At 72.3% G+C, this 20262-nt stretch carries 12 protein-coding genes; 8 read left to right on the top strand and 4 right to left on the bottom strand.

Features of this window, described 5'->3' with window-relative positions; translation table 11 throughout:
• Positions 1 to 386 precede the first annotated feature (386 nt).
• Together E1291_RS26440 and E1291_RS26435 are read right to left on the bottom strand one after the other, a co-directional pair.
• Positions 387 to 2855: a transglycosylase domain-containing protein gene (locus E1291_RS26440; RefSeq protein WP_131740793.1), complete on the bottom strand. Its 2469-nt coding sequence runs from the start codon at positions 2853 to 2855 to the stop codon at positions 387 to 389.
• A 1056-nt stretch (positions 2856 to 3911) separates the two neighbouring features.
• Positions 3912 to 4274: a DUF5318 family protein gene (locus tag E1291_RS26435; RefSeq protein ID WP_131740792.1), complete on the bottom strand. Its 363-nt coding sequence runs from the start codon at positions 4272 to 4274 to the stop codon at positions 3912 to 3914.
• Positions 4275 to 4509: 235 nt separating this feature from the next.
• Here E1291_RS26435 and E1291_RS26430 point away from each other — a divergent pair, with 235 nt between their 5' ends.
• The 4 genes from E1291_RS26430 to E1291_RS26415 all read left to right on the top strand — a co-directional run bounded on the left by E1291_RS26430 (position 4510) and on the right by E1291_RS26415 (position 10421).
• The gene (locus E1291_RS26430; protein WP_131740791.1) at positions 4510 to 5133 is read left to right on the top strand and encodes a PadR family transcriptional regulator; all 624 of its coding nucleotides are present in this window, start codon (positions 4510 to 4512) and stop codon (positions 5131 to 5133) included.
• Positions 5134 to 5204: 71 nt separating this feature from the next.
• The gene (locus E1291_RS26425; RefSeq protein WP_131740790.1) at positions 5205 to 6284 is read left to right on the top strand and encodes an inositol-3-phosphate synthase; all 1080 of its coding nucleotides are present in this window, start codon (positions 5205 to 5207) and stop codon (positions 6282 to 6284) included.
• Positions 6285 to 6745: 461 nt separating this feature from the next.
• Positions 6746 to 8518, top strand: coding sequence for an ABC transporter substrate-binding protein (locus tag E1291_RS26420; protein WP_131740789.1), 1773 nt, complete (start codon positions 6746 to 6748; stop codon positions 8516 to 8518).
• Between the two features lie 541 nt (positions 8519 to 9059).
• The gene (locus E1291_RS26415; RefSeq protein WP_131740788.1) at positions 9060 to 10421 is read left to right on the top strand and encodes an MFS transporter; all 1362 of its coding nucleotides are present in this window, start codon (positions 9060 to 9062) and stop codon (positions 10419 to 10421) included.
• 45 nt (positions 10422 to 10466) lie between these two features.
• On the opposite strand, the gene E1291_RS26410 is transcribed toward E1291_RS26415, so the two are convergent.
• Both E1291_RS26410 and E1291_RS26405 read right to left on the bottom strand, forming a co-directional pair.
• On the bottom strand, positions 10467 to 11780 hold the full coding sequence (locus tag E1291_RS26410) for an adenosylmethionine--8-amino-7-oxononanoate transaminase (RefSeq protein ID WP_207400947.1): 1314 nt from the start codon (positions 11778 to 11780) through the stop codon (positions 10467 to 10469).
• Positions 11777 to 13252 carry a CCA tRNA nucleotidyltransferase gene (locus tag E1291_RS26405; protein ID WP_131740787.1) on the bottom strand — a complete coding sequence of 492 codons (1476 nt, stop codon included), beginning with the start codon at positions 13250 to 13252 and terminating at the stop codon, positions 11777 to 11779. The genes E1291_RS26410 and E1291_RS26405 overlap by 4 nt, the downstream gene beginning before the upstream one ends.
• A gap of 396 nt (positions 13253 to 13648) precedes the next feature.
• Between E1291_RS26405 and E1291_RS26400 the strand changes: the two genes are divergently transcribed.
• From E1291_RS26400 to E1291_RS26385, 4 genes are all read left to right on the top strand, one after another.
• On the top strand, positions 13649 to 14215 hold the full coding sequence (locus E1291_RS26400; RefSeq protein ID WP_131740786.1) for an aminoacyl-tRNA deacylase: 567 nt from the start codon (positions 13649 to 13651) through the stop codon (positions 14213 to 14215).
• 195 nt (positions 14216 to 14410) lie between these two features.
• Complete coding sequence (locus E1291_RS26395) at positions 14411 to 17551, top strand: DUF6049 family protein (RefSeq protein WP_131740785.1); 3141 nt, start codon at positions 14411 to 14413, stop codon at positions 17549 to 17551.
• A gap of 43 nt (positions 17552 to 17594) precedes the next feature.
• A complete protein-coding gene (gene murJ, locus E1291_RS26390) occupies positions 17595 to 19274 on the top strand; it encodes a murein biosynthesis integral membrane protein MurJ (protein WP_242614385.1) in 1680 nt (559 codons plus the stop codon).
• Between the two features lie 194 nt (positions 19275 to 19468).
• A partial coding sequence (locus E1291_RS26385) for a protein kinase family protein (RefSeq protein ID WP_207400946.1) occupies positions 19469 to 20262 on the top strand: 794 nt, incomplete at its 3' end.

The raw sequence follows: 20262 nt of genomic DNA, 5'->3' as shown, positions 1-20262 counted from the left end.
CCCGCCTCGTCCGGGCGCGGGTCGCGCGCCCGGGTGCGGCCCCCGTCCGGGCGCGGGGCCACCCTGCGGCGGCCCTCCGGGCATGCCGGACGGGCCGGGACGGGGCGAGCCCCTCCTCCCGGGGCCCTCTCCGTAATCCGGTCCGTAGCGGCTTTGGTTGCTCACGCGTCCTCATCAACTGGGGTACGGCTGTGCGTCGTCCGAGACTACTGCGCAGGCGTCTACGCGGGGGCCCGGGCGGAAAGGTCCGGTGACCCCCTAAAGGACGAACACACTCGATCATGCCCTTTCGGCGCGACTTGTCCGGACCGTTCCCGGGAAAAACACCGCTCCCGGGAACGATCCGCCGCGCCGTCCCCGGTACCGGACCGAGCACACGGGACGACTCAGTCGCGCTGCCTCGTCAGCGGCAGCGGCTGCGGCAGGCTCTGGGCGTTGGGTCGCCCGGGACCGCCCGGCCAGCCGGGACCGTTGCCGGTCCCGCGGCAGGCGGAGTCGCCCTGGTGCATGGTGCACCACCATCGCGGCGGAGGATTGCTCGGCGGCTTGTTCGGGTCGCAGTCCCCGTCGGGGAAGGGCCCCCGGCACGGGGGCTTGTCGCCCTTGGGCGGGTCACCGTCCTCCTGGCAGCGCGGGTCGTACTTGCCGACCGGGCTGTCGCACCACGGCGGCCTGCCGTCGTCTTCCTTCTTCTTCTTGGGCGGCGGCGGCTTCGCCCACTGCTGCACGATCCCGCCCCACACCGGCGGCGGGAACGCCTCCTGGTCCAGGCCCTTCGTGGCCTCCGACATGTAGTGCCGCCAGATCCGCGCCGGGATCGTGCCGCCCTGGACCTCGCCCAGGCCCGGCAGGATCAGCGACTTCTTGCGCCCGTCCGGTCCCCTGGCGTCGTTGTACATCGTCACGGCGGTCGAGATCTGCGGCACGTACCCGACGAACCACGTCGCGACGTTCCGGTCGGTGGTACCGGTCTTGCCCGCCGCGGGCCGCCCGTCCGGCAGCGCCGCCGCCGTCGCCGTGCCGCCCCGGATGACCTGCTGCATCGCGTACGTCGCGTCCGCGGCGACCTTGGTGTCGAACACGCGGTGCGTCGCGTACTTCGGCTTCAGCCGCACCGTCTTGTTGTCGGTCATCTTGACGACGCGGATCACGTGCGGCTGGTGGTAGAGCCCGCCGTTGGCGAACGCCGCGTACCCCGCGGCCTGCTCGATCGGGCGGATGTCGTTGACGCCGAGCGCGAGGTTCAGGCTGTTCTTGTGGGGGGTGAGCAGGTCGGGCGCGATGCCCGCGTCCGTCTCGGTCTTGATGACCTCCTGGATGCCGACCTTGCCCATCAGCTGGATGAACGCCGTGTTCACCGAGTCCTGGGTCGCCTTGATCAGGTTGATCGCCGGGCCCTCGTCATGGCTGTTCGGGACGACGGTCGCGCCCGGCGTGCCCTCCGGCACGACGTTGCCGCTGGAGTCGATCGGGGTCTTCGACCTGCCCTCGACGAGGCTCTTGAGGCTGTAGTTCTGCTTGAGCGCCGTCGCCAGGACGTACGGCTTCATCGCCGAACCCGCCTGCGCCGACCCCGACCACACGTTGTCGAACGCCTGGCTCAGGTAGTCGGGCCCGCCGTAGAACGCGACGACCTCGCCGTTGGCGGTGTTCACCGACACCAGGCCCACGTGGATCTTCTTCTTCGCGAGCTTCGCCGGGTCGACCTGGGGGACGGTGTTCTCCGCGGCCGCCTTGGCGTCGGCCATCTTCCGGCGGTCGAACGTGGTGTAGATCCGCAGGCCCTTGGTCGTCAGCTCCTTGGTGTCGATCTTCAGGCGGCGGAGCTCCTCCTTGGCGCGCATGAGCATGTAGCCGCGCTGGCCGCCGTAGAGCTGGTCGCCGGCGCCCGCCCCCCTGACCTTGGGGACCTTGGCCATGTACCGGTTCGCGTCGGCCTGGGAGAGCCTCTTCATCTGGACGAGGCCCTTGAGCGTGTACTGGTACCGCTCGTTCAGCCACGTCCGGTTCGCCTTCGAGCCGGGGTCGCGGTTCGGGTTCTGGATGATCCCGCCGAGGACGGCGGCCTGGTCGGGCGTGAGCTTCCAGACGTCCTTGCCGAAGTACTCCCGGGACGCCGCCTGGATGCCGTAGGTGTCACGGCCGAAGTAGATGGTGTTCAGGTAAAGCTTGAGGATGTCGTCCTTGGAGTGCTTGTCCTCCAGCTTCAGCGAGATGAACAGCTCCTGGAACTTCCGGCTCATCGTCCGGTTGTTCGGGTCGGAGTAGTAGTTCTTCGCCAGCTGCTGCGTGATCGTGGACCCGCCGCCGGACCCGCCCGTCAGGTTCGCCCACACCGCGCGCGTGGTGCCCTTGACCGAGAATCCCGGGTCGTGCCGGAAGTTGCGGTTCTCCGCCGCCAGCACCGCGTCCTGGACGAACGGCGGGATCTTGTTCAGCTCGACGCTCTGCCGCTTCTTGCCGATCCGGCCGATCTCCGTGCCGTCGGTGTAGTAGAAGATCGACGCCTGGTCCTCGACGCCCGCGACCGTGGGCTCCTCGGGCGTCGGCGTGTTCGCGTAGGCCACACCGATCATCGCGGCGACGCCGCCGACGCTCAGGACGAAGCCGCCGAGCACGAGCTTCCAGGACGGTATGAACCGCCGCCAGCCCTTGGGCCGGGACCGCAGATGGTCGACCAGGCCCCGCCTCCTCTTCGGGGGCTTGGGCGGCTTCCCCGGGCCGCCGGGTCCCCCCGGACCGCCAGGACCGCCGGGACCGCCAGGCCCCCCGGGACCGCCGGGCAGGCCGCCGCTGCCGAAGCTCGCCGGGAGCATCGCCCCGGAGCCCGCCGTACCGGGCGCCCCGGCACGCATGGGAGGCCCCCCGGGCGGCTGTGCGGCGAAACCACCCGTGACCCGCGGAATCGCCCCGGACCCGGACGGCACGCCGCCCATCGCCCCCGGAGAACTCCCAGGCGCACCGGCACCGGATCCAGGGCCACCGAAGCTCGGTCCACCCGGAGCGCCCGGCCCGGGACCAAGACCCCCGGGGCCCGGCATACCGGGACCGACCGGCCCGCCCATGGCTCCCATGCCAGGACCACCGGGAGCACCCGATCCGCCGGGAACGTTGGGGCCGTTCGGCGCACCCGCTCCCGGCCCTGCCACCCCCTGAGCGTTGAAAGCTCCGCCAACCGGCCCGTTCTGCAAACCAGCGTTAGATCCACCGGGCGGGCCGGACGGCCCAAAACCGGGACCGCTCGGCATGGCGGCATCAGGGCCGGTGCCGAAAGACCCATCCGCGCCGCCCGGCACGGCATGGCCGCCAAGCGCGCCGGGGCTGCCCAGAACATCGCCGGGTCCCGGTCCGTTCGTGAAGGGCGGGGGCCCAGGCGGAACACCGGGGAAACCCGGCCCGAGGGGGTCGTCCAGAGCACCGGCATCTCCACCGCCCGGGCTCGGTGGGCCGCCCGCGGGCCCAGCGGCCGGCGGGGGACCGAAAATCGCGGTGGCGTCGGGCTCCAGGGCCGCGCCTCCGGCGCCGGGGGAGGGCTCCGGGGGCGGGACGGGGGCAGGGGACGGCGGAACGCCGAACGGACCGGACCCCGAGGGGAATCCGGTCACGGGGTCGGCGCTCGCGGCTCCGGACTCTCCGGGGGCATCCGGCACTTCCGGCTCATCGGAGTGGCCGGGACGGGGGAACTGCTGCCCGCCCGGCCACTGCGACCCGGACTCCGGTCGGGGCTGGCTTGGATGACTCACGCGACCTCATCAACAGGGGACAACGACTCATGCGCCGTCCGAGACTACTGTGCGGGCTGGTGAGCGGAACAAGGACCGGGTTCGGCGAAACGCCCGTCATAGCTGGTCAGCGCCCTTGCCGACGGCAAGGTCGGCGGATTCCTCCTCGGTGGTCTGCCGCTCGGATCACTACTCCCCGTGACCGAGGACGTACGACATCGCCAGGTGATTCCATGCGCAACTTTGGCACACTTCCACCACATAGACCCGAAATTCGCCGTATTCACGATCCATCTCGGCGAGCTCGGCAGTGGCCTTGACGCGCCCCTCGTACCGGCCCAGTTCGTCGCCGTAGACGTAGGTCACGTGCGTCAGCCGCACCCGCCCGCAGACCGGACAGGACTGGTCGGTGGGCTCGCCGTGGTACCGCGCCGCGCGGAGCAGGTAGGGGTGGGCGTCGCAGGCGTCGTCCCTGGTGAGCGAACCCGACCGCAGCTCCGCGAGCGCGGCCCGCTTCGCGAGCTTGTAGTCGACCACCAGCCTCGGTCTCATGGGCGGCTCCGACCCGGCATGGCAGCAGCGTAAGCCGGGCCTGCCCGCCTCCGACAGATCAAGGTGCGCCGGGAGCCCGGACGCCCGTGACACAAGGGGCATGCGGGGCCGGAGGGACGTCCTGGACGGCGGGGTTGCGAGGACGCCCGGCGGTACGTATCTTTGCGATGTATCGAGCCGATACATTCACTCGATACATCAGACCGAGACATCGGGCTCTGCGAGAGGGACGAGCATGGCGGGCAAGAAGGGCGCGGGCGTGCTGGAGCTCGCCGTGCTCGGCCTGCTGCACGAGTCCCCGATGCACGGGTACGAGCTGCGCAAGCGGCTCAACACCCTGCTGGGGATGTTCCGCGCCTTCTCGTACGGCTCCCTGTACCCGTGCCTCAAGCAGCTCCTCACGAGCGGGCTCATCATCGAGGACCGGCCGGAGGAGCCGAACACGCCACTGGCGCTGCAGAGCCGGCGGTCGAAGATCGTCTACAAGCTCACCGCCGAGGGCAAGGAGCGGCTCCAGCAGCTCCTCACCGAGGCGGGTCCGGCGTCGTGGGAGGACGAGGGGTTCGGCGTGCACTTCGCCTTCTTCTCGCACACCCGCGCCGACGTCCGGCTGCGGATCCTCGAGGGGCGGCGCAGCCGGCTCGAGGAGCGCCTGGAGGGCGTGCGCGCCGCACTGGCGCGGACCCGGGAACGGGTCGACTCCTACACCCTCGAGCTGCAGAACCACGGGCTCGAGTCCGTCGAACGCGAGGTCCGGTGGCTCAACGAGCTCATCGGGCGCGAGCGGGCGGAGCAGGAACAGCAAGCCAAGTCATCTTCGCAAACTAATCAGGACATGCCTCGGGACACGGGCCGCTGAAGGCGTCCCGGCCGCCCTCGGGGTCGGGTGAAGAAACACCACATGTTCCGCAAGAGAGAAGGAGCAACCGGATGGGTTCGGTGCGCGTAGCCATCGTGGGTGTGGGCAACTGCGCCTCTTCGCTCGTCCAGGGTGTCGAGTTCTACAAGGACGCGGCCCCCGAGACGCGAGTCCCCGGCCTCATGCACGTCCAGTTCGGCGACTACCACGTGGGCGACGTCGAGTTCGTCGCGGCGTTCGACGTCGACGCCAAGAAGGTCGGCATGGACCTGTCCGAGGCCATCCACGCCAGCGAGAACAACACGATCAAGTTCGCCGACGTGCCGCCGACCGGGGTGATCGTCCAGCGCGGGCACACCTTCGACGGCCTCGGCGAGTACTACCTCGACATGGTCGAGGAGTCCGACGCCGAGCCGGTGGACGTGGTGCGGGCGCTCAAGGACGCGAACGTCGACGTCCTGGTGTCCTACCTGCCGGTGGGCTCGGAGGACGCCGACCGTTTCTACGCCCAGTGCGCGATCGACGCCGATGTGGCGTTCGTGAACGCGCTGCCGGTGTTCATCGCCAGCGACCCCGAGTGGGCGCGCAAGTTCACCGAGGCGGGCGTCCCGATCGTCGGCGACGACATCAAGTCCCAGGTCGGCGCGACCATCACGCACCGCGTGATGGCCAAGCTGTTCGAGGACCGCGGGGTCGAGCTGCTGCGCACCTACCAGCTCAACTTCGGCGGCAACATGGACTTCATGAACATGCTGGAGCGCAAGCGCCTCCAGTCCAAGAAGATCTCCAAGACGCAGTCGGTCACCTCGCAGATCCCGCACGAGATGGCCAAGGCCGACGTGCACATCGGCCCGTCCGACCACGTGCCGTGGCTCGACGACCGCAAGTGGGCCTACGTGCGGCTGGAGGGCAAGTCCTTCGGCGACACCCCGCTCAACCTGGAGTACAAGCTGGAGGTCTGGGACTCCCCGAACTCCGCCGGCGTCATCATCGACGCGGTCCGCGCCGCGAAGATCGCCAAGGACCGCGGGATCGGCGGCCCGATCCTGTCGGCCAGCTCCTACTTCATGAAGTCGCCGCCGGAGCAGTACAACGACGACCAGGCGCGCGAGGCCGTGGAGAAGTTCATCCGCGGCGAAGTCGAGCGCTGAGCAGTATTTATTGCAATCCCGGCCCACTTCGCTCGCTGGCGCTCGCTTCGTGACCGGGCTTGTGCGAGCGCGAATCGCTTCGCGATCTTCCCGGCGGGGCTCGCCTTCGGCATTGCCCCGCCGGTCAGGTCGCGCGCTCGCGTGCGGGCCGAGGACCGTTGTGCTCACTTGAGGCTTGCCTCCGGCTTTGCCTTGAATGGGCAGGTGACACGCTCGTTTGACGGCTGAGGGCCACCTCGGGACGGGCCGTTGGCGCTCGCCAGGTGCCCGGTGTGCCGAGTACCCGGTCATGGTGGGTTTTGAGGACGCCCCGGCAGCGGACATCCGCTGCCGGGGCGTCCTCGTTCGTGTACCTCCACTCAGAAGAAAACAGAGATGTGGCGGCCGGTCGTCACTCTCTGGCTCTACTGTGACACCGCTGGTAATGGAGTGCGCGCCGCGGGGACCGAGTGGAGGACGGGATGGCACGCGAGACGTTAAGGGTGGCCGCTGGGCTCGCCGGGCTGGCGGTCGGGCTGGCCGGCTGCGGGGGCGGCGAACCCGCCTCCGGGGCCGACGGCCCGCCCCGCGACGGCGGCACGCTGCGCGTCATCGGCTCCTCCGACGTCGAGCACCTCGACACCGCCGCGGTGACCAGCGTCGGCGCGTACGGCCTCGCCCGCGTCTACGCTCGGACGCTGTTCGGTACGCGCGCGTCCAACGTCTTCAGCGAGACCGTGCCCGTCCAGCCGGACGTGGCCGCGCGCGTCCCCACCCGGGAGAACGGCGACATCTCCCGCGACGGCCGCACCTACACGATCCGGCTGCGCCCGGGCGTCCAGTGGAACACCCGCCCGGCCCGGCCGGTGACCGCGCACGACTTCGTCCGCGGGTTCGAGCGGCTGTGCAACCCGGCCGCCCCGTCGGCGGGCAAGGGCTACTACCTGTCCACGCTCCAGGGGATGGACGGCTACTGCCGCGGCTTCGCCGGGGTCGGCGCGAAGGACGCCGCCGCCATCGCCGCCTACCAGCACGGGCACGACATCGGCGGCGTCCGCGCCGTCGACGACCGGACGCTGGAGTTCCGGCTGACGCGGCCCGCCAGCGACTTCCTCAACCTGCTCGCGCTGCCGTACGCCGCCGCCGCGCCGCAGGAGTACGACCGCCACGTCCCCGACGGCCCGGACTTCCGGCGGCGCACGATCTCCGACGGGCCCTACCAGATCGCCGAGTACCGGCCCGGCGTGTCCTACCTGCTCACCCGGAACCCGGCCTGGCGGCGGGAGAGCGACCCGCTTCGCGAGCGGCACGTCGAGAAGATCCGGATCACCTTCGGCCAGGACTCGGCCGAGGCCGTCCAGCAGCAGCTCGAACAGGGCACCGCCGATCTCGCCTGGGACCAGCCCGTCCCGACCGCGGCGATCCCCGGGCTGCGCGACGACCCCCGTTTCGCGATCAGGGACACCCCGAGCAACAGCCCCTACCTGGTCTTCAACACCCGCAGCCCGAACAACGGCGGCGCGCTCGGCGACCGGGAGGTGCGGCGGGCGCTGGAGTACGCGGTCGACCGCGCCGCCCTCGTCAAGCTCGTCGGCGGCCCGGCCGTCGCGCGGCCGCTGCACACGGTGATCCCGGCCGGAAACTCCGGCTACGCGCCCGCCGACCCGTACCCGACGCCGGGCGACGGCGGCGACCCGGCGCGCTGCCGTTCGCTGCTCGGCAGGACGGGGCACACGGGCCTGACGCTGAAGTTCCCCTACCGCACCAACAGCGTCCACAGGCTCATCGCCCAGTCCCTCGCGCAGAACCTCGGCGCCTGCGGCGTCAGGACGGAGCTGACACCCGACACCGGCGGCTCCTTCTACGCCGCCACCATCGCCACCCCGGCCAGGGCCCGCGAGGGGCAGTGGGACATCGCCGCCCCCGGCTGGACGCCCGACTGGTACGGCAACAACGGGCGGTCGATCATCCAGCCGCTGTTCGACGGCCGCGGCTACGGGCAGAACTCCACCAACTACGGCGGATACGCCGACGACGAGGTCGACCGGCTGATCGACGCGGCGCTCACCGCGCCCGACCCGGCCCGCGCCGCCGAGTGCTGGCGGCGCGCCGACCAGAAGATCATGTCGGACGCGGCGATCGTGCCGCTGCTCGACCGCGGCCACACGATCTTCCGCTCCGCGCGCGTCCGCGGCGCCCGCTTCCTGCCCACCGCGGCCTCCTACGACTACACCCGCCTCTGGCTGGCCCGCTGACCCGCCCACCGGCGAGCCCACCGACCGGCACCGCGACAGGCCCGGCGGCAGCCACCGAACGCCAGAGGACGCGACAACAGACGCGGGCGGGCGCGCAAGGGTCAGCGGGACGACCGTCCCGATCACGGCGGCGAGCCCACCGACAGGCACCGCGGCAGCCACCGAACGCCAGAGGGCGCGACAACAGACGTCTGCGGGGGCGCAAGGAGCGGCGGGACGACCGTCCCTGTGGTCGATACCGGTCCCGATCACAGCGGCGAGCCCACCGACCGGCGGCAGGCACCGAACGCCAGAGGGGCGACAACAGACGCCTCGGGGCGCAAGGGCACAGTCCCGGTGGCGGATACCGATCCCGATCACGGCGGCGAGTGCCGTGAGGGGTGGGGCGGCGGGCGCGCGACGGCCGGCGTCATCGGGGACGTGACGGGACGCGATCGCCGGGCATGTGGCGTGGCGGGCGGGGAGCGGGAGCCGGTGGTCAGCGTGATGGTGGGAGCGGTGGAAACATGGCGGCGCTTCGGAGGGCGCATATGGTGATCGGATGAGGGCTGGCGAGCTGCGGGAGATCCTGCGGGGCCGCGACTTCCGGCGGCTGTACGCCACGCGGCTGACCTCGCAGCTCACCGACGGGGTCTTCCAGGTGGCGCTGGCGGGCCACGTGTTCTTCTCGCCCGAGCGGCAGGCCACGGCGGCCAAGGCGGCCGCGGCGTTCGCGGTGACGCTGCTGCCGTACTCGGCGCTCGGCCCGTTCGCCGGGGTGTTCATCGACCGGTGGCGGCGGCGGCAGATCCTGCTGTGGACGCCGATCCTGCGGGCCGTGCTGGTGCTGCTCGTCGCGGCGCTCGTCGCGGCGGGCGAGGAGGGGGCGGCGTTCTTCTTCGGCGTGCTCCTCGTCCTCGGGGTCAACCGGTTCTTCCTCGCGGCGCTGTCGGCGGCGCTGCCGCACGTCGTGCGCCGGGAACGGCTGGTGACGGCCAACGCGTTCGCCGTCACCTCCGGCACGGTGATCGCCTTCACCGGCGCGGGGATCGGCTACCTGATGCGCCGGATCGCCGGTGGCGGGACGGACGGGACGGCGCTGATCCTCGTCGCGGCGGCCGCGTTGTTCCTGGCCGCCGGGCTGATCGCGGCGTCGATGCCGCTGCGGCTGCTCGGCCCCGATCCGGCGGGCGACGCCGCCCGCCCGGCGGGCACGGCCCGGCCGGGGCTGGGGGACGCGCTCGGCGGCGTCCTGCACGGGCTGGCGGACGGGGCGCGGCACATCGCCCGGCGGCGGCCGGCCGCCCTCGCCCTCGCCGCGATCTCCTTCCACCGGTTCCTCTACGGCGTCATCCTGATCATGACGCTGCTGCTGTGCCGCGCCCACTTCACGCAGGACGCCGACCAGGGGCTCGCCGCGTTCGCGCTGATGCTGGGCGTGGCGGGCGGCGGCTACTTCGCGGCGGCGCTGGCCACCCCGGTCGTGGTGCGGCGGACGGGCAAGCCGGCGTGGGTCGCCTCGCTGCTCGGCGCCGCCGCCGTCGCGCTGCCGCTGTGCGGCCTGCCGTTCGCGGAGTCCGGCTGGGCCGCCGCGTCGTTCGCGCTCGGGTTCGTGTCGCAGGGCGTGAAGCTCTGCGTGGACACGACGCTCCAGGAGTCGATCGAGGACGCCTACCGGGGCCGCGTGTTCGCCGTCTACGACATGCTGTTCAACGCGGCCTTCGCCGCCGCGGTGGCGGCCGCGGCGACCTGGCTGCCCGCCGACGGCCGCGCGCCCGGCACGCTCGTCGCGGTGAGCGCCGCCTACGCCGCCGGGGCGCTGGCCCACCTCAGGCTCAGTGCCGGAGGCCGGCCCCGGGGGCGCCGCCCCGCCCGCGCGCGTGCGGGCGTCGCACCGGTCAACGATCCGCCGTCCCCGGGCTGACGCGCGGGCCGGTGCGGGGTCGTCCGCCCGACGGGGTTCGCGCTCTTACAGGGACTCCGCGATCGCCCACATGGCGTCCGCGATGTGGGACACGTCGTCCTCCGTGCAGACGTAGGGCGGCATCGCGTAGACGAGCCTGCCGAACGGGCGCAGCCAGACCCCGTGCGCCATCGCGATCTCCTGGACCGCCGGGACGTCCACGGGCTCGCGCGTCTCGATCACGCCGATGGCGCCGAGGACGCGGACGTCGGCGACGCCCGGCAGGTCCGCGGCACCGTCCAGCCCGGTGGTCAGGATCGCCTCGATGGTGTCGACCTCGGTCCGCCAGTCGCGCGACAGGAGCAGGTCGATGGACGCCGACGCCACGGCGGCGGCCAGCGGGTTGGCCATGAACGTCGGCCCGTGCATGAGCGCGCCCGCCTCGCCCGCGGTGATCACGTGCGCGACCTCGTCGGTGCACAGCGTCGCGGCCATGGTCATGTATCCGCCGGTCAGCGCCTTGCCGAGGCACATGATGTCCGGGACGACCTCGGCGTGGTCGCAGCCCCACAGCTCGCCCGTCCGGCCGAAGCCGGTGGCGATCTCGTCCAGGACGAGCAGCAGGCCGTGCTCGTCGGCGATCTCGCGCAGCGCCCGCAGGTACTCGGGGGCGTAGAAGCGCATGCCGCCCGCGCCCTGCACGATCGGCTCGACGATGATCCCGGCGAGCTCGTGCGCGTGCGCCTTGGCGACCGCGGCGAGCTCGTCCAGGTACGCCTGGTCGGGGGCCGCGGAGTAGCCGAGCGGCGGTTCCGGCGCGAACACGTGCCGGGCGAGGACGTCGCTGAAGATGTGGTGCATGCCGTTGACAGGGTCGCAGACGGCCATGTCGCCGAACGTGTCGCCGTGGTAGCCGCCGCGGACGGTCAGCAGCCGGTGCCGCTCTGGCCGGCCCTGCGACCGCCAGTACTGCAGCGTCATCTTGATCGCGACCTCGACGGCGACGGAGCCGGAGTCGGCGAAGAAGACCTTGGTGAGCGGGCCGGGGGTGATGTCGACGAGCCGTTCGGCGAGCCGCACCGCGGGCGGGTGGGTGAGCCCGCCGAACATGACGTGCGCCATCTTGCCGAGCTGCCCGGTGACGGCGGCGTCCAGCTTCGGGTGGCCGTAGCCGTGGATCGCGGCCCACCACGACGACATTCCGTCGATCAGCTCGGTGCCGTCCGCGAGCGTGAGCCGGACGCCCCGCGCCGACACGACCGGCTGGGCGGGCAGCGTCGCGGGCATCGGCGCGTAGGGATGCCAGATGTGCTCGCGGTCGAAGGCGAGCATCCGCTCGGTCTCGGCCGGGCTCATCCTGCCGAGCTGCAGCGGGATCATGCGTCTCCGTTCTCGGCGGGGAGCGCGATGCCCTCGGCGGCGGCCCAGCGGCGAAGCTCGTCCGTCGCGGCCTCCCGGCCGATGAGACCGCGGTCCAGCCGAAGGTCCAGCAGGAACCGGTACGCCCGGCCGACCAGCGGCCCCGGCGTGATGCCGAGGATCTCCTGGATCTCGTTGCCGTCGAGCTCGGGCCGCATCGCGGCGAGCTCCTCCTGCTCGGCGAGCCGGTCGATGCGCAGTTCGAGGTCGTCGTAGGTGCGGCGGAGCCGGTCGGCCTTGCGCTTGTTGCGGGTCGTGCAGTCGGCCCGGGTCAGCTTGTGCAGCCGCGACAGCAGCGGGCCCGCGTCGCGCACGTACCGGCGGACGGCCGAGTCCGTCCACTCGCCGGTGCCGTAGCCGTGGAACCTCAGGTGCAGCTCCACCAGCCGGGACACGTCGGCGATGACGTCCTTCGGGTACCGCAGCGCGGTCAGCCGCTTGCGGGTCATCTTCGCGCCGACGACCTCGTGGTGGTGGAAGGACACCCGGCCGCCGTCCTCGAACCGGCGGGTCCGCGGCTTGCCGATGTCGTGCAGCAGCGCCGCGAGCCGCAGGACGAGGTCGGGCCCCTCCCGCTCCTGCGCGATCGCCTGCTCCAGGACGATCAGCGAGTGCTCGTAGACGTCCTTGTGCCGGTGGTGCTCGTCGATCTCCAGGCGCAGCTTGGGCAGCTCCGGCAGGACGTGCGCGGCGAGCCCGGTGTCGACCAGCAGCGCCAGGCCCTCGCGCGGGTGCGCGCCGCAGATCAGCTTGGACAGCTCGTCGCGGATCCGCTCGGCCGAGACGATCTCGATCCGGCCGGCCATGCCGGTCATCGCGCGGACGACGTCGGGGGCGACGGTGAAGCCGAGCTGCGAGGCGAACCGGGCGGCGCGCATCATCCGCAGCGGGTCGTCGCCGAAGGAGTCCTCGGGCCGCCCCGGCGTGCGCAGCACCTCGCGGCCGAGGTCGGTGAGGCCGCCGAACGGATCGACGAACTCGTACCCGGGAAGGCGCGCCGCCATCGCGTTGACGGCGAAGTCGCGGCGGCGCAGGTCCTCCTCCAGCGACGTGCCGTAGGACACCTCGGGCTTGCGGGACTTCGGGTCGTAGGACTCGCTGCGGTAGGTGGTGATCTCCAGCTCGACGCCGTCCTTGCGGAGCCCGACCGTGCCGAACTCGATGCCGATCGTCCAGACGGCGTCCGCCCAGCCGTCGATGATCTCCAGGATGCGCTGCGGCGGCGCGTCGGTGGTGAGGTCGACGTCCTTGGTCGGACGGCGCAGCAGCGCGTCCCGGACCGGCCCGCCGACCAGCGCCAGCTCGTGCCCGGCCGCCGCGAACCGGTCGCCGAGGGCGTCGGCGACGGGCGCGATCGCGCGCAGCAGGTCGGCGATCGCCGTCCGCCGCGTCCGCGAGGACTCTGGGGTCACGTTCTGGTGGGGCACGGCCATCGAGCGTATTTCCTTGGTAAGCGGGCTGACAAAGGACTTTCAGTGATCCTGAGGGGGTCGTGCGGGAGACCTTGCGGGCCCGCCGTCCGTCCCAAGGAGAAAATGCCCCCTTCACACGGCCCGGACCGCGGGTTACGTTCTGGGCACCCGACGACGCAGACGCGACCGGCGAGCCTCCCCCGTACGACAACGGTAGCGGGATCCGGCAGGCCGCGGTCCGCCGCAGGTGCGGCACAGGCGCGGGACGGGGTGCACCGTGGCCCGACCACGAGGATGAAGCCGGCCGCTCCGGGTATGTGGCGAATCCCTCCCGGCGAGCGCCCGGTGATCGAACCGGGGGCGGGGAAACCAGGTCCGGGGATGTGCGGGGAAGGACCCCGCGGGATGGAGCCGATCATGAAGGACGCTCTCGCCGTCCACCGCGCGCTGCTCGGCTGGGAGACCGCACACGAGATCGTGCGGCTGCCCATCGCGATAGCGCATGCCGACGAGCTGCCCAGGGCGCTCGGCCTCCCGGCGGAACGGTGCCTGGTGACGCGCGTCTACACCTGTCACGACGTTCCGCGCGGCCGCCGGTTCCTCACCGGCGTGATCGTCCGCGCGGGGGCACGGCCCTCGGCCGAGGCGGTGCGGGTCGCCACCGGCGCCCGGATCGTCCGGCCGGCCCGGCCCGACGTGGTCAACGCCGTCACCGAGTACGCGGCCGGGCTCGTGTGCCCGCTGCTGCTCCCGGACGCGATGCGGCTGCTCGCCGACGAGCGCGCGGTGACCGGCGCGGCCGCCGACGAGGTCGTCTACACCGCCACCGGCGACGCGTCCACGGCCCTCGGCATCCGCGGCCGGACGCTGCTGGCGCTGTGCCGCGCCGCCCCCGTCGATCCGTTCTCGCCGCCGGACCTCCCGCCGGACGCCCGGCGCCTGAACCGTCCCAACACCGGAGAGCCCCGCCATCCGGTGGGGTGACCTCCCCCGTCCCGCATGTCCCGGTGGTCCCGTTCGCGACGTCCGCGGGGACCGGAACGTCCGGAATCCTCGCGACAGGCGGGTGGAACGGACGGAAGGCACCGGCGTCGGGACTACCATCGGGGCCGTGGTGCGGGAAAACGACGCCCGCCGCCCCGAGGCGGCCCCGGCGGGCTGCCCTTGGGCGGACGTGGCGTGAGAGAGGTCCGACGCGCGGTCGCGCTGGCCGCCCTGCTGCCCTGCATCATGGCGACCGCGGTCCCCGTGACGGCCGTCCCCGCCATGGCGGCGGAGCCCGGCGCCGCGGCCCGGCCCGATGCGGCCCTGCCGGATGCCGCTCTGCCGGACGCCGCCCTGCCGGACGCGGAACGCTCCTTGGGTCATGGCCGCGCGCGCGCCCAGGTGGGCATCGCGCTGACCGAGATCCCGAAGACCATCAACGCGAAATCCAAGATCGGCATCGCCGGGCTGGCCCAGAACAAGTCCGGCCACCAGCTCGGCGGGCTCACGATCCGGCTGCGCTACGGCGCCCAGCCGGTCACCAGCCGCGGGCAGCTCGACCAGCTCGCCTCCGGGCAGACCCCGCTGCCCGCGGTCGCCGGGCAGAAGATCCTCGCCCAGGTCGCGGCCCCGAACGCCAAGCAGACCTTCCGGTTCAGCGTCAGCGCCAAGGCCCTCGGGCTGCGCACCACGGGCGGCATGCCCGCCGTGTTCCCGATCGGGGTGGACGTCCTGAACGCCTCCCAGCAGGTCGTCGGCGGCGTCACGACGTTCGTGACGTCGACCCCGGCACGCGCCGCCTACAAGCGCGTCGCGGTCGGCTGGGTCTGGCCGCTGATGGACCGGCAGCACCGCGCGGACGACCGGACGTTCCTCAACGACCAGCTCGCCACGGACGTGGCGCCCGGCGGCCGGCTCAACGAGCTGGTCAGCGCCGCGAGCGCCTCCCCCCAGACACCGGTCACGTGGGGCATCGACCCCGCCCTCGTGGACGACGTCCGCGAGATGGCCTCGCACAAGTACTTCGTGAAGCCGCCTGGCGCGGAGGGCGCCGACAAGCCCCAGAGCGCCGCCGCCGCCTCCTGGCTGGCCTCGCTGAAGGCCGCCTTGTCGAAGAGCCCCTACTTCACCGTCCCGTACGCCGACCCCGACGTCGTCGCCCTCGTCCGGTACAGGATGGGCGAGTGGGTGACCAGGGCCTCTTCTCCGGACAACACCGGTTTCGTGGCACAGACCCTCGGCGCCCAGCCGAGCGCGCACATCGCCTGGCCGCCGGCCGGCGCCGCCGGGCGCGACACGCTCGACCTGCTCGCCAAGCTCCAGCTCAAGTCCGGCGGCTCGTTCCTCATGGGCGGCAACCAGTTCGAGGACCTGCCGCAGGGCCCGGCGAACGCCGTCACCTCGCTCCCGACCAAGACGCAGGGCACCAAACGGACCCTCGTCTATGACGAGAAACTCAGCCAGATCGTCAGCAGCGGGTCGCGCGGCCCCGGCGGACCGCTGCTGACCGAGCAGCGCTTCCTCGCCGAGACCGCGGTGATCGCCGCGGAGACCCCGAACCTCCAGCGGACCGTGATCATCGCCCCGGACCGGCACTGGAACCCCGCGCCCGGCCTCGCCAAGAACCTGCTGACCTACACCAAGCGCGCGCAGTGGCTGAACGCCACCCCGCTGAAGTCCTTCGAGCGCCCGACGCCCCAGGTCCGGCAGTTCACCAACTATCAGGAGAACTACGAGGCGTACGAGCTCGGCGAGCCCTACATGAGGCAGGTCCGGGGCATCGCCGGACGGGCCGCGACCTTCAGGGCCGTGATGACCGACCCGATCCGCATCTCCTACGAACGCGCCGTGCTCCGCACCCAGTCGGCGTCCTGGAGGTTCCACAGCGCGCGCGCCAAGCAGGCACGGGACGAGCTCGCCGCCGAGCTGGATCACGAGATGAGCAAGGTCAGCATCGTGACCACCAAGTCCAAGCGGACGACCCTGGCGGGCAGCGACGGCAACCTGGTCGTGACCGTGCGGAACAGCCTGCGCGGCCAAGCCGTCCGGGTCAGGCTCACCGCGATGTCGGAGAACGACGCCAAGCTCCGCCTCGGACGGCCGGAGCAGGAGGTCATCCCGCTCCGTCCGGGCGAAATGGTGCAGCGCTTCATCCCGGCGAAGGCGGCGGGCAACGGGAACTTCCGCGTCTACTTCCGGCTCGAGATCCCGGACGACCCGAGACGGCGGCCGTTCCGCGAGGACGAGATCGTCACGGTTCACACCGCCGGGTACGGGCGCATCGCGCTGCTCATCATCGGCGGCGGACTTGCCGTACTCTTCGTGGGCGTCGGAGTGCGGGCCATCAGAGCAAGGCGCCGCCGGAAAGCGGAGGCAGCCGGTGACGGATCGGGATCGGGATCAGCAGCGGCCGGAGGACCGGGAGACGGACTCCCCGGCCCCGGGCTCGCCGGATCCGGCCTACCCGGCTCCGGGTTCCCAGCCCCCGGCGCAGGGCCCGTGGCCGGGTCAGAGTCCCCCGTCCCCGGGGCGGCCCTACCCGACACCTACGCCCCCGCCTCAGCACCAGCCTCCCCGGCAGCCCCCGCCGGGCCAGGCACCGTATCCGGGTGGGCGACCGGGCCAGAATCAGCCGGGCCAGAACCAGCCTGGACGCCCTCAGCCGGGCCAGGGTCGGCCGGGAGCGCCTCACCCGGGTCAACCTCGGCCACAGCAGGGCCAGCCGCCCCAGGGGCAGGGCTACCCGCCTCAGAGGTATCCGCAGGGCCGTCCAGGGCAGGCTCCCCCTCCGCCTTCGGGCCGCCAGGCACAGGGACCTCCTCCACAAGCCCCGGGCCATCCGGGGCAGAGTCATCCGGGGCAGGGCTACCCGGGGCAGGGGCGTCCGCAAGGGCAGGGTCAGCCGTACCAGGGGCAACCTCACCCAGGGCAGGGTCAGCCGCGTCCGGGGCAGCCTCAGGGCCGTCCGCCGGCGCAGGGCCCGAGGCAGGGGCCGGGCCAGCCTCCGTACCGTCCGCAGGGCCCGCCTCCTACGCGCCCACAGGGACACCCTCAGAACCCGCCGCCGGGATATCCACAGGGACCTCAGCAGGGGCCGCCTCGGGGCCGTCCCACTGGGCCTCCGGCCGGTCAGCCTCAGGGCCGTCCTCCGATGCGTCCACCTGGCCAAGGTCAGGGCTACCCGGGGCAGCCGGGCCAGGCGCCACCGCCTGGTCAGATCCCGGGCCACCCGAACCAGGGTCGTCCGCAGCACGACCCGAGGACGCGGCCGGGCCCTCCGACCCGTCCGCCGATGGGCCGGCCCCCGGCGAACATGGCGGCGGAAACCGCGCTTGACCTTCCGCTCGCGATCGGCGAACCGCCCTCTTCGGAGACGGTCGTGGACGCGCTGCCGGGCACCGGCGGCGACGGCGAAGGAGGCGAGGGCGGCAAGAGCTCGTCCGGGATCCTGCGGTCCGGCGCCGTCATGGCCGTCGGCACGCTCGCGTCCCGCGTCACCGGCTTCCTGCGCACGGCCGTCATCGTCGCCGCGCTCGGCACCGGGATGCTCGCCAACTCCTACAACACCGCCAACACCATCCCCAACCAGGTCTACGACCTGCTCCTCGGCGGCATCCTGACCAGCGTCATCGTCCCGCTGCTGGTGCGCGCCAAGGAACGCGACCGCACCTACGGCGAGCAGTACGAACAGCGCGTGTTCACCCTCGCGGTGATCGGCCTGGCCGTGCTCACCGTGGTCGCGGTGTTCGCCGCGCCGCTGTTCATCGACGTCCTGGCGGGCAGCTACAAGGGCGACCAGCGGCACCTGGCCATCCTGTTCGTCCAGTTCTTCCTGCCGCAGATCTTCTTCTACGGCGTCGGCGCGTTCGCCGGGGCCATCCTCAACACCCGCGGCAGCTTCGCCGCGCCCATGTGGGCGCCGGTGCTGAACAACGTCGTGGTCATCGCGGTCGGCGGCGCGTTCCTGGCGATCTCCGCCGGCAAGGTCGACCCGTCCAACATCTCCGACTCCCAGTTCCTGCTGCTGTCACTCGGCACCACCGGCGGCATCGTCCTGCAGACGATCGCGCTGTGGCCGTCGCTGCGCGGCGTCGGGTTCCGCTGGCGGCCCCGCTTCGACTTCCAGCGCGGCGAGATCGGCCAGGTCGGCCGGATGGCCGGATGGACGCTGGTGTACGTCGTCGCCGCCCAGACCGGCCTCGCCGTCGTCACCGCCCTCGCCAACCGGGCCGGCGACCTCGGCGTGCACGAGGGCCTCGGCGAGGGCTACGGGTACACCCCCTACTTCAACGCCTACCAGCTCTTCCAGCTCCCCTACGCGATCGTCGGGGTCTCGGTGATCACCGCGCTGCTGCCCCGGATGAGCCGCTTCGCGGCCGAGGGCAAGACCGACGACGTCCGCGAGGCGTTCTCCAGCGGGCTGCGGCTCTCCTCGGTGATCATCATGCCGGCCGCGGCGCTGATGCTGGTGCTCGGCCCGGAGATCACCACCGTGCTGTTCGCGCACGGCAACACCTCGTCCGCGGACGCCCTGGTGATCGCGCGGGTGATGCAGATGTTCGCGATCGCGCTGGTCCCGTTCTCGGTGTACCAGCTCATGCTCCGCGTCTTCTACGCCTTCGGCGACACCCGCACCCCGGCGCTGATCGGCATGGTGTCGGTCACGTCCAACATCGCCATGGCGTTCGGCGCCTACAACGTCCTCGGGGTCAAGTGGATCGTGGTCGGCATCGCCGCCGGGTTCGCGATCACCAACATCGTCGGCTCGCTCGTGTGCTGGCTGGTGCTGCGCCGCAAGCTCGGCGGCATCGACGGCCGCCGGATCGCCTTCGGGCACCTGAAGCTGCTCGTCGCGACCTGGCCGCTCATCGGGTTCGCCTACGCCGTGCACGCCGTCGCGGACGCCTCCCTCGGCGGCGGGCTGCTGGCGGGCCTGGCCGTCCTCGTCGTCGGCTGCGCCGGGGGAGGCGCCCTCTACGTGCTGTTCGCCAAGCTCCTGCGGGTCGGCGAGGTGCAGACGATGATCGCGACCATCGGCAGCCGGCTGCCGGGGCGCTGACCTGCGGGCACGGTGAACGGAGGCAAAGTAGGCAGGACGCGCCGCGATAAGGCGGCCCCTCGCGCCAGTAGCCACTACCATGAGGGAGACTACGGCTTGCGGGCTGACACCCTGGGGAACGCAAAGAGGAGGGTCGGAGGCGTAAGCTGCCACGCCACGAACATGGGATCTGACCACCTGCGCAGGACGTCGCATTGAGCACGTCAGTCATCGAGCCCGGCACTCGTCTCGCCGGCCGCTACAGGCTTGAAGAGCGCATCAGCGACTCCGGTGGGTCGTCGCTCTGGAAGGCCATCGACGAGATCCTCGCCAGGGCCGTCGCCGTCCGCACCTTCGACCCCGAGTTCCCCCGCGTCGGCGAGGTCGTCACCTCCGCCCGCGCCGCCAGCCGCCTCACCGACCCGCGCCTCACCCAGGTGTTCGACGCCGACGACTCCGGCGAGAGCGCCTACGTGGTGAGCGAGTGGGTCGTCGGCGAGCCCCTGGAGCAGATGCTCTCCAAGGCCCCCCTCGAACCGGGCCGCGCCGCGACCCTGCTGTACGAGGCGGCCGAGGCCATCGCCGCCGCGCACGCCGCGGGCCTGGCCCACCTGTGCCTCACCCCGCGCGACCTCGTCTGGACGACCGGCGGCACCGTCAAGCTCCTCGGCGTCGCCACCGACGCCGTCCTCGCCGACCGCTACGCCGACGACCCCGCCGCCGAGGACGTCCAGGGCCTCGGCCGCATGCTGTACGCCGCGCTCACCGCCCACTGGCCCGGCGACGAGGACGGCTCCGCCCTGCCCGCCGCCCCGCGCACCGGTGACGTCCCGCACGCGCCCCGCCAGGTCCAGGCCGGCATCTCGCACGCGGTCGACGCGATCGTCTGCCGCTGCCTCGGCCTCGGCGAGGCGGCGCCGCTACCGACCCCGGCCGACCTCGCCAAGGCGCTGCGCGGCGTCCCGCGGACCCCGCTGCCGCTGTTCGCGGGCCTCGGCAACACGCCGCC

Source organism: Actinomadura roseirufa (assembly GCF_900659635.1).
Classification (GTDB): Bacteria; Actinomycetota; Actinomycetes; order Streptosporangiales; family Streptosporangiaceae; genus Spirillospora; species Spirillospora roseirufa.
Note: the sequence above shows the minus strand (reverse complement) of the source record. Positions and strands in the feature narration are given on the sequence as shown.

What these genes read in the sequence shown, in the direction of transcription:
- E1291_RS26440 (WP_131740793.1), bottom strand. Translation starts at nt 2,855, where the DNA reads ATGCGTGCCGGGGCGCCCGGTACGGCGGGCTCCGGGGCGATGCTCCCG.
- E1291_RS26435 (WP_131740792.1), bottom strand. Translation starts at nt 4,274, where the DNA reads ATGAGACCGAGGCTGGTGGTCGACTACAAGCTCGCGAAGCGGGCCGCG.
- E1291_RS26430 (WP_131740791.1), top strand. Translation starts at nt 4,510, where the DNA reads ATGGCGGGCAAGAAGGGCGCGGGCGTGCTGGAGCTCGCCGTGCTCGGC.
- E1291_RS26425 (WP_131740790.1), top strand. Translation starts at nt 5,205, where the DNA reads ATGGGTTCGGTGCGCGTAGCCATCGTGGGTGTGGGCAACTGCGCCTCT.
- E1291_RS26420 (WP_131740789.1), top strand. Translation starts at nt 6,746, where the DNA reads ATGGCACGCGAGACGTTAAGGGTGGCCGCTGGGCTCGCCGGGCTGGCG.
- E1291_RS26415 (WP_131740788.1), top strand. Translation starts at nt 9,060, where the DNA reads ATGAGGGCTGGCGAGCTGCGGGAGATCCTGCGGGGCCGCGACTTCCGG.
- E1291_RS26410 (WP_207400947.1), bottom strand. Translation starts at nt 11,780, where the DNA reads ATGATCCCGCTGCAGCTCGGCAGGATGAGCCCGGCCGAGACCGAGCGG.
- E1291_RS26405 (WP_131740787.1), bottom strand. Translation starts at nt 13,252, where the DNA reads ATGGCCGTGCCCCACCAGAACGTGACCCCAGAGTCCTCGCGGACGCGG.
- E1291_RS26400 (WP_131740786.1), top strand. Translation starts at nt 13,649, where the DNA reads ATGAAGGACGCTCTCGCCGTCCACCGCGCGCTGCTCGGCTGGGAGACC.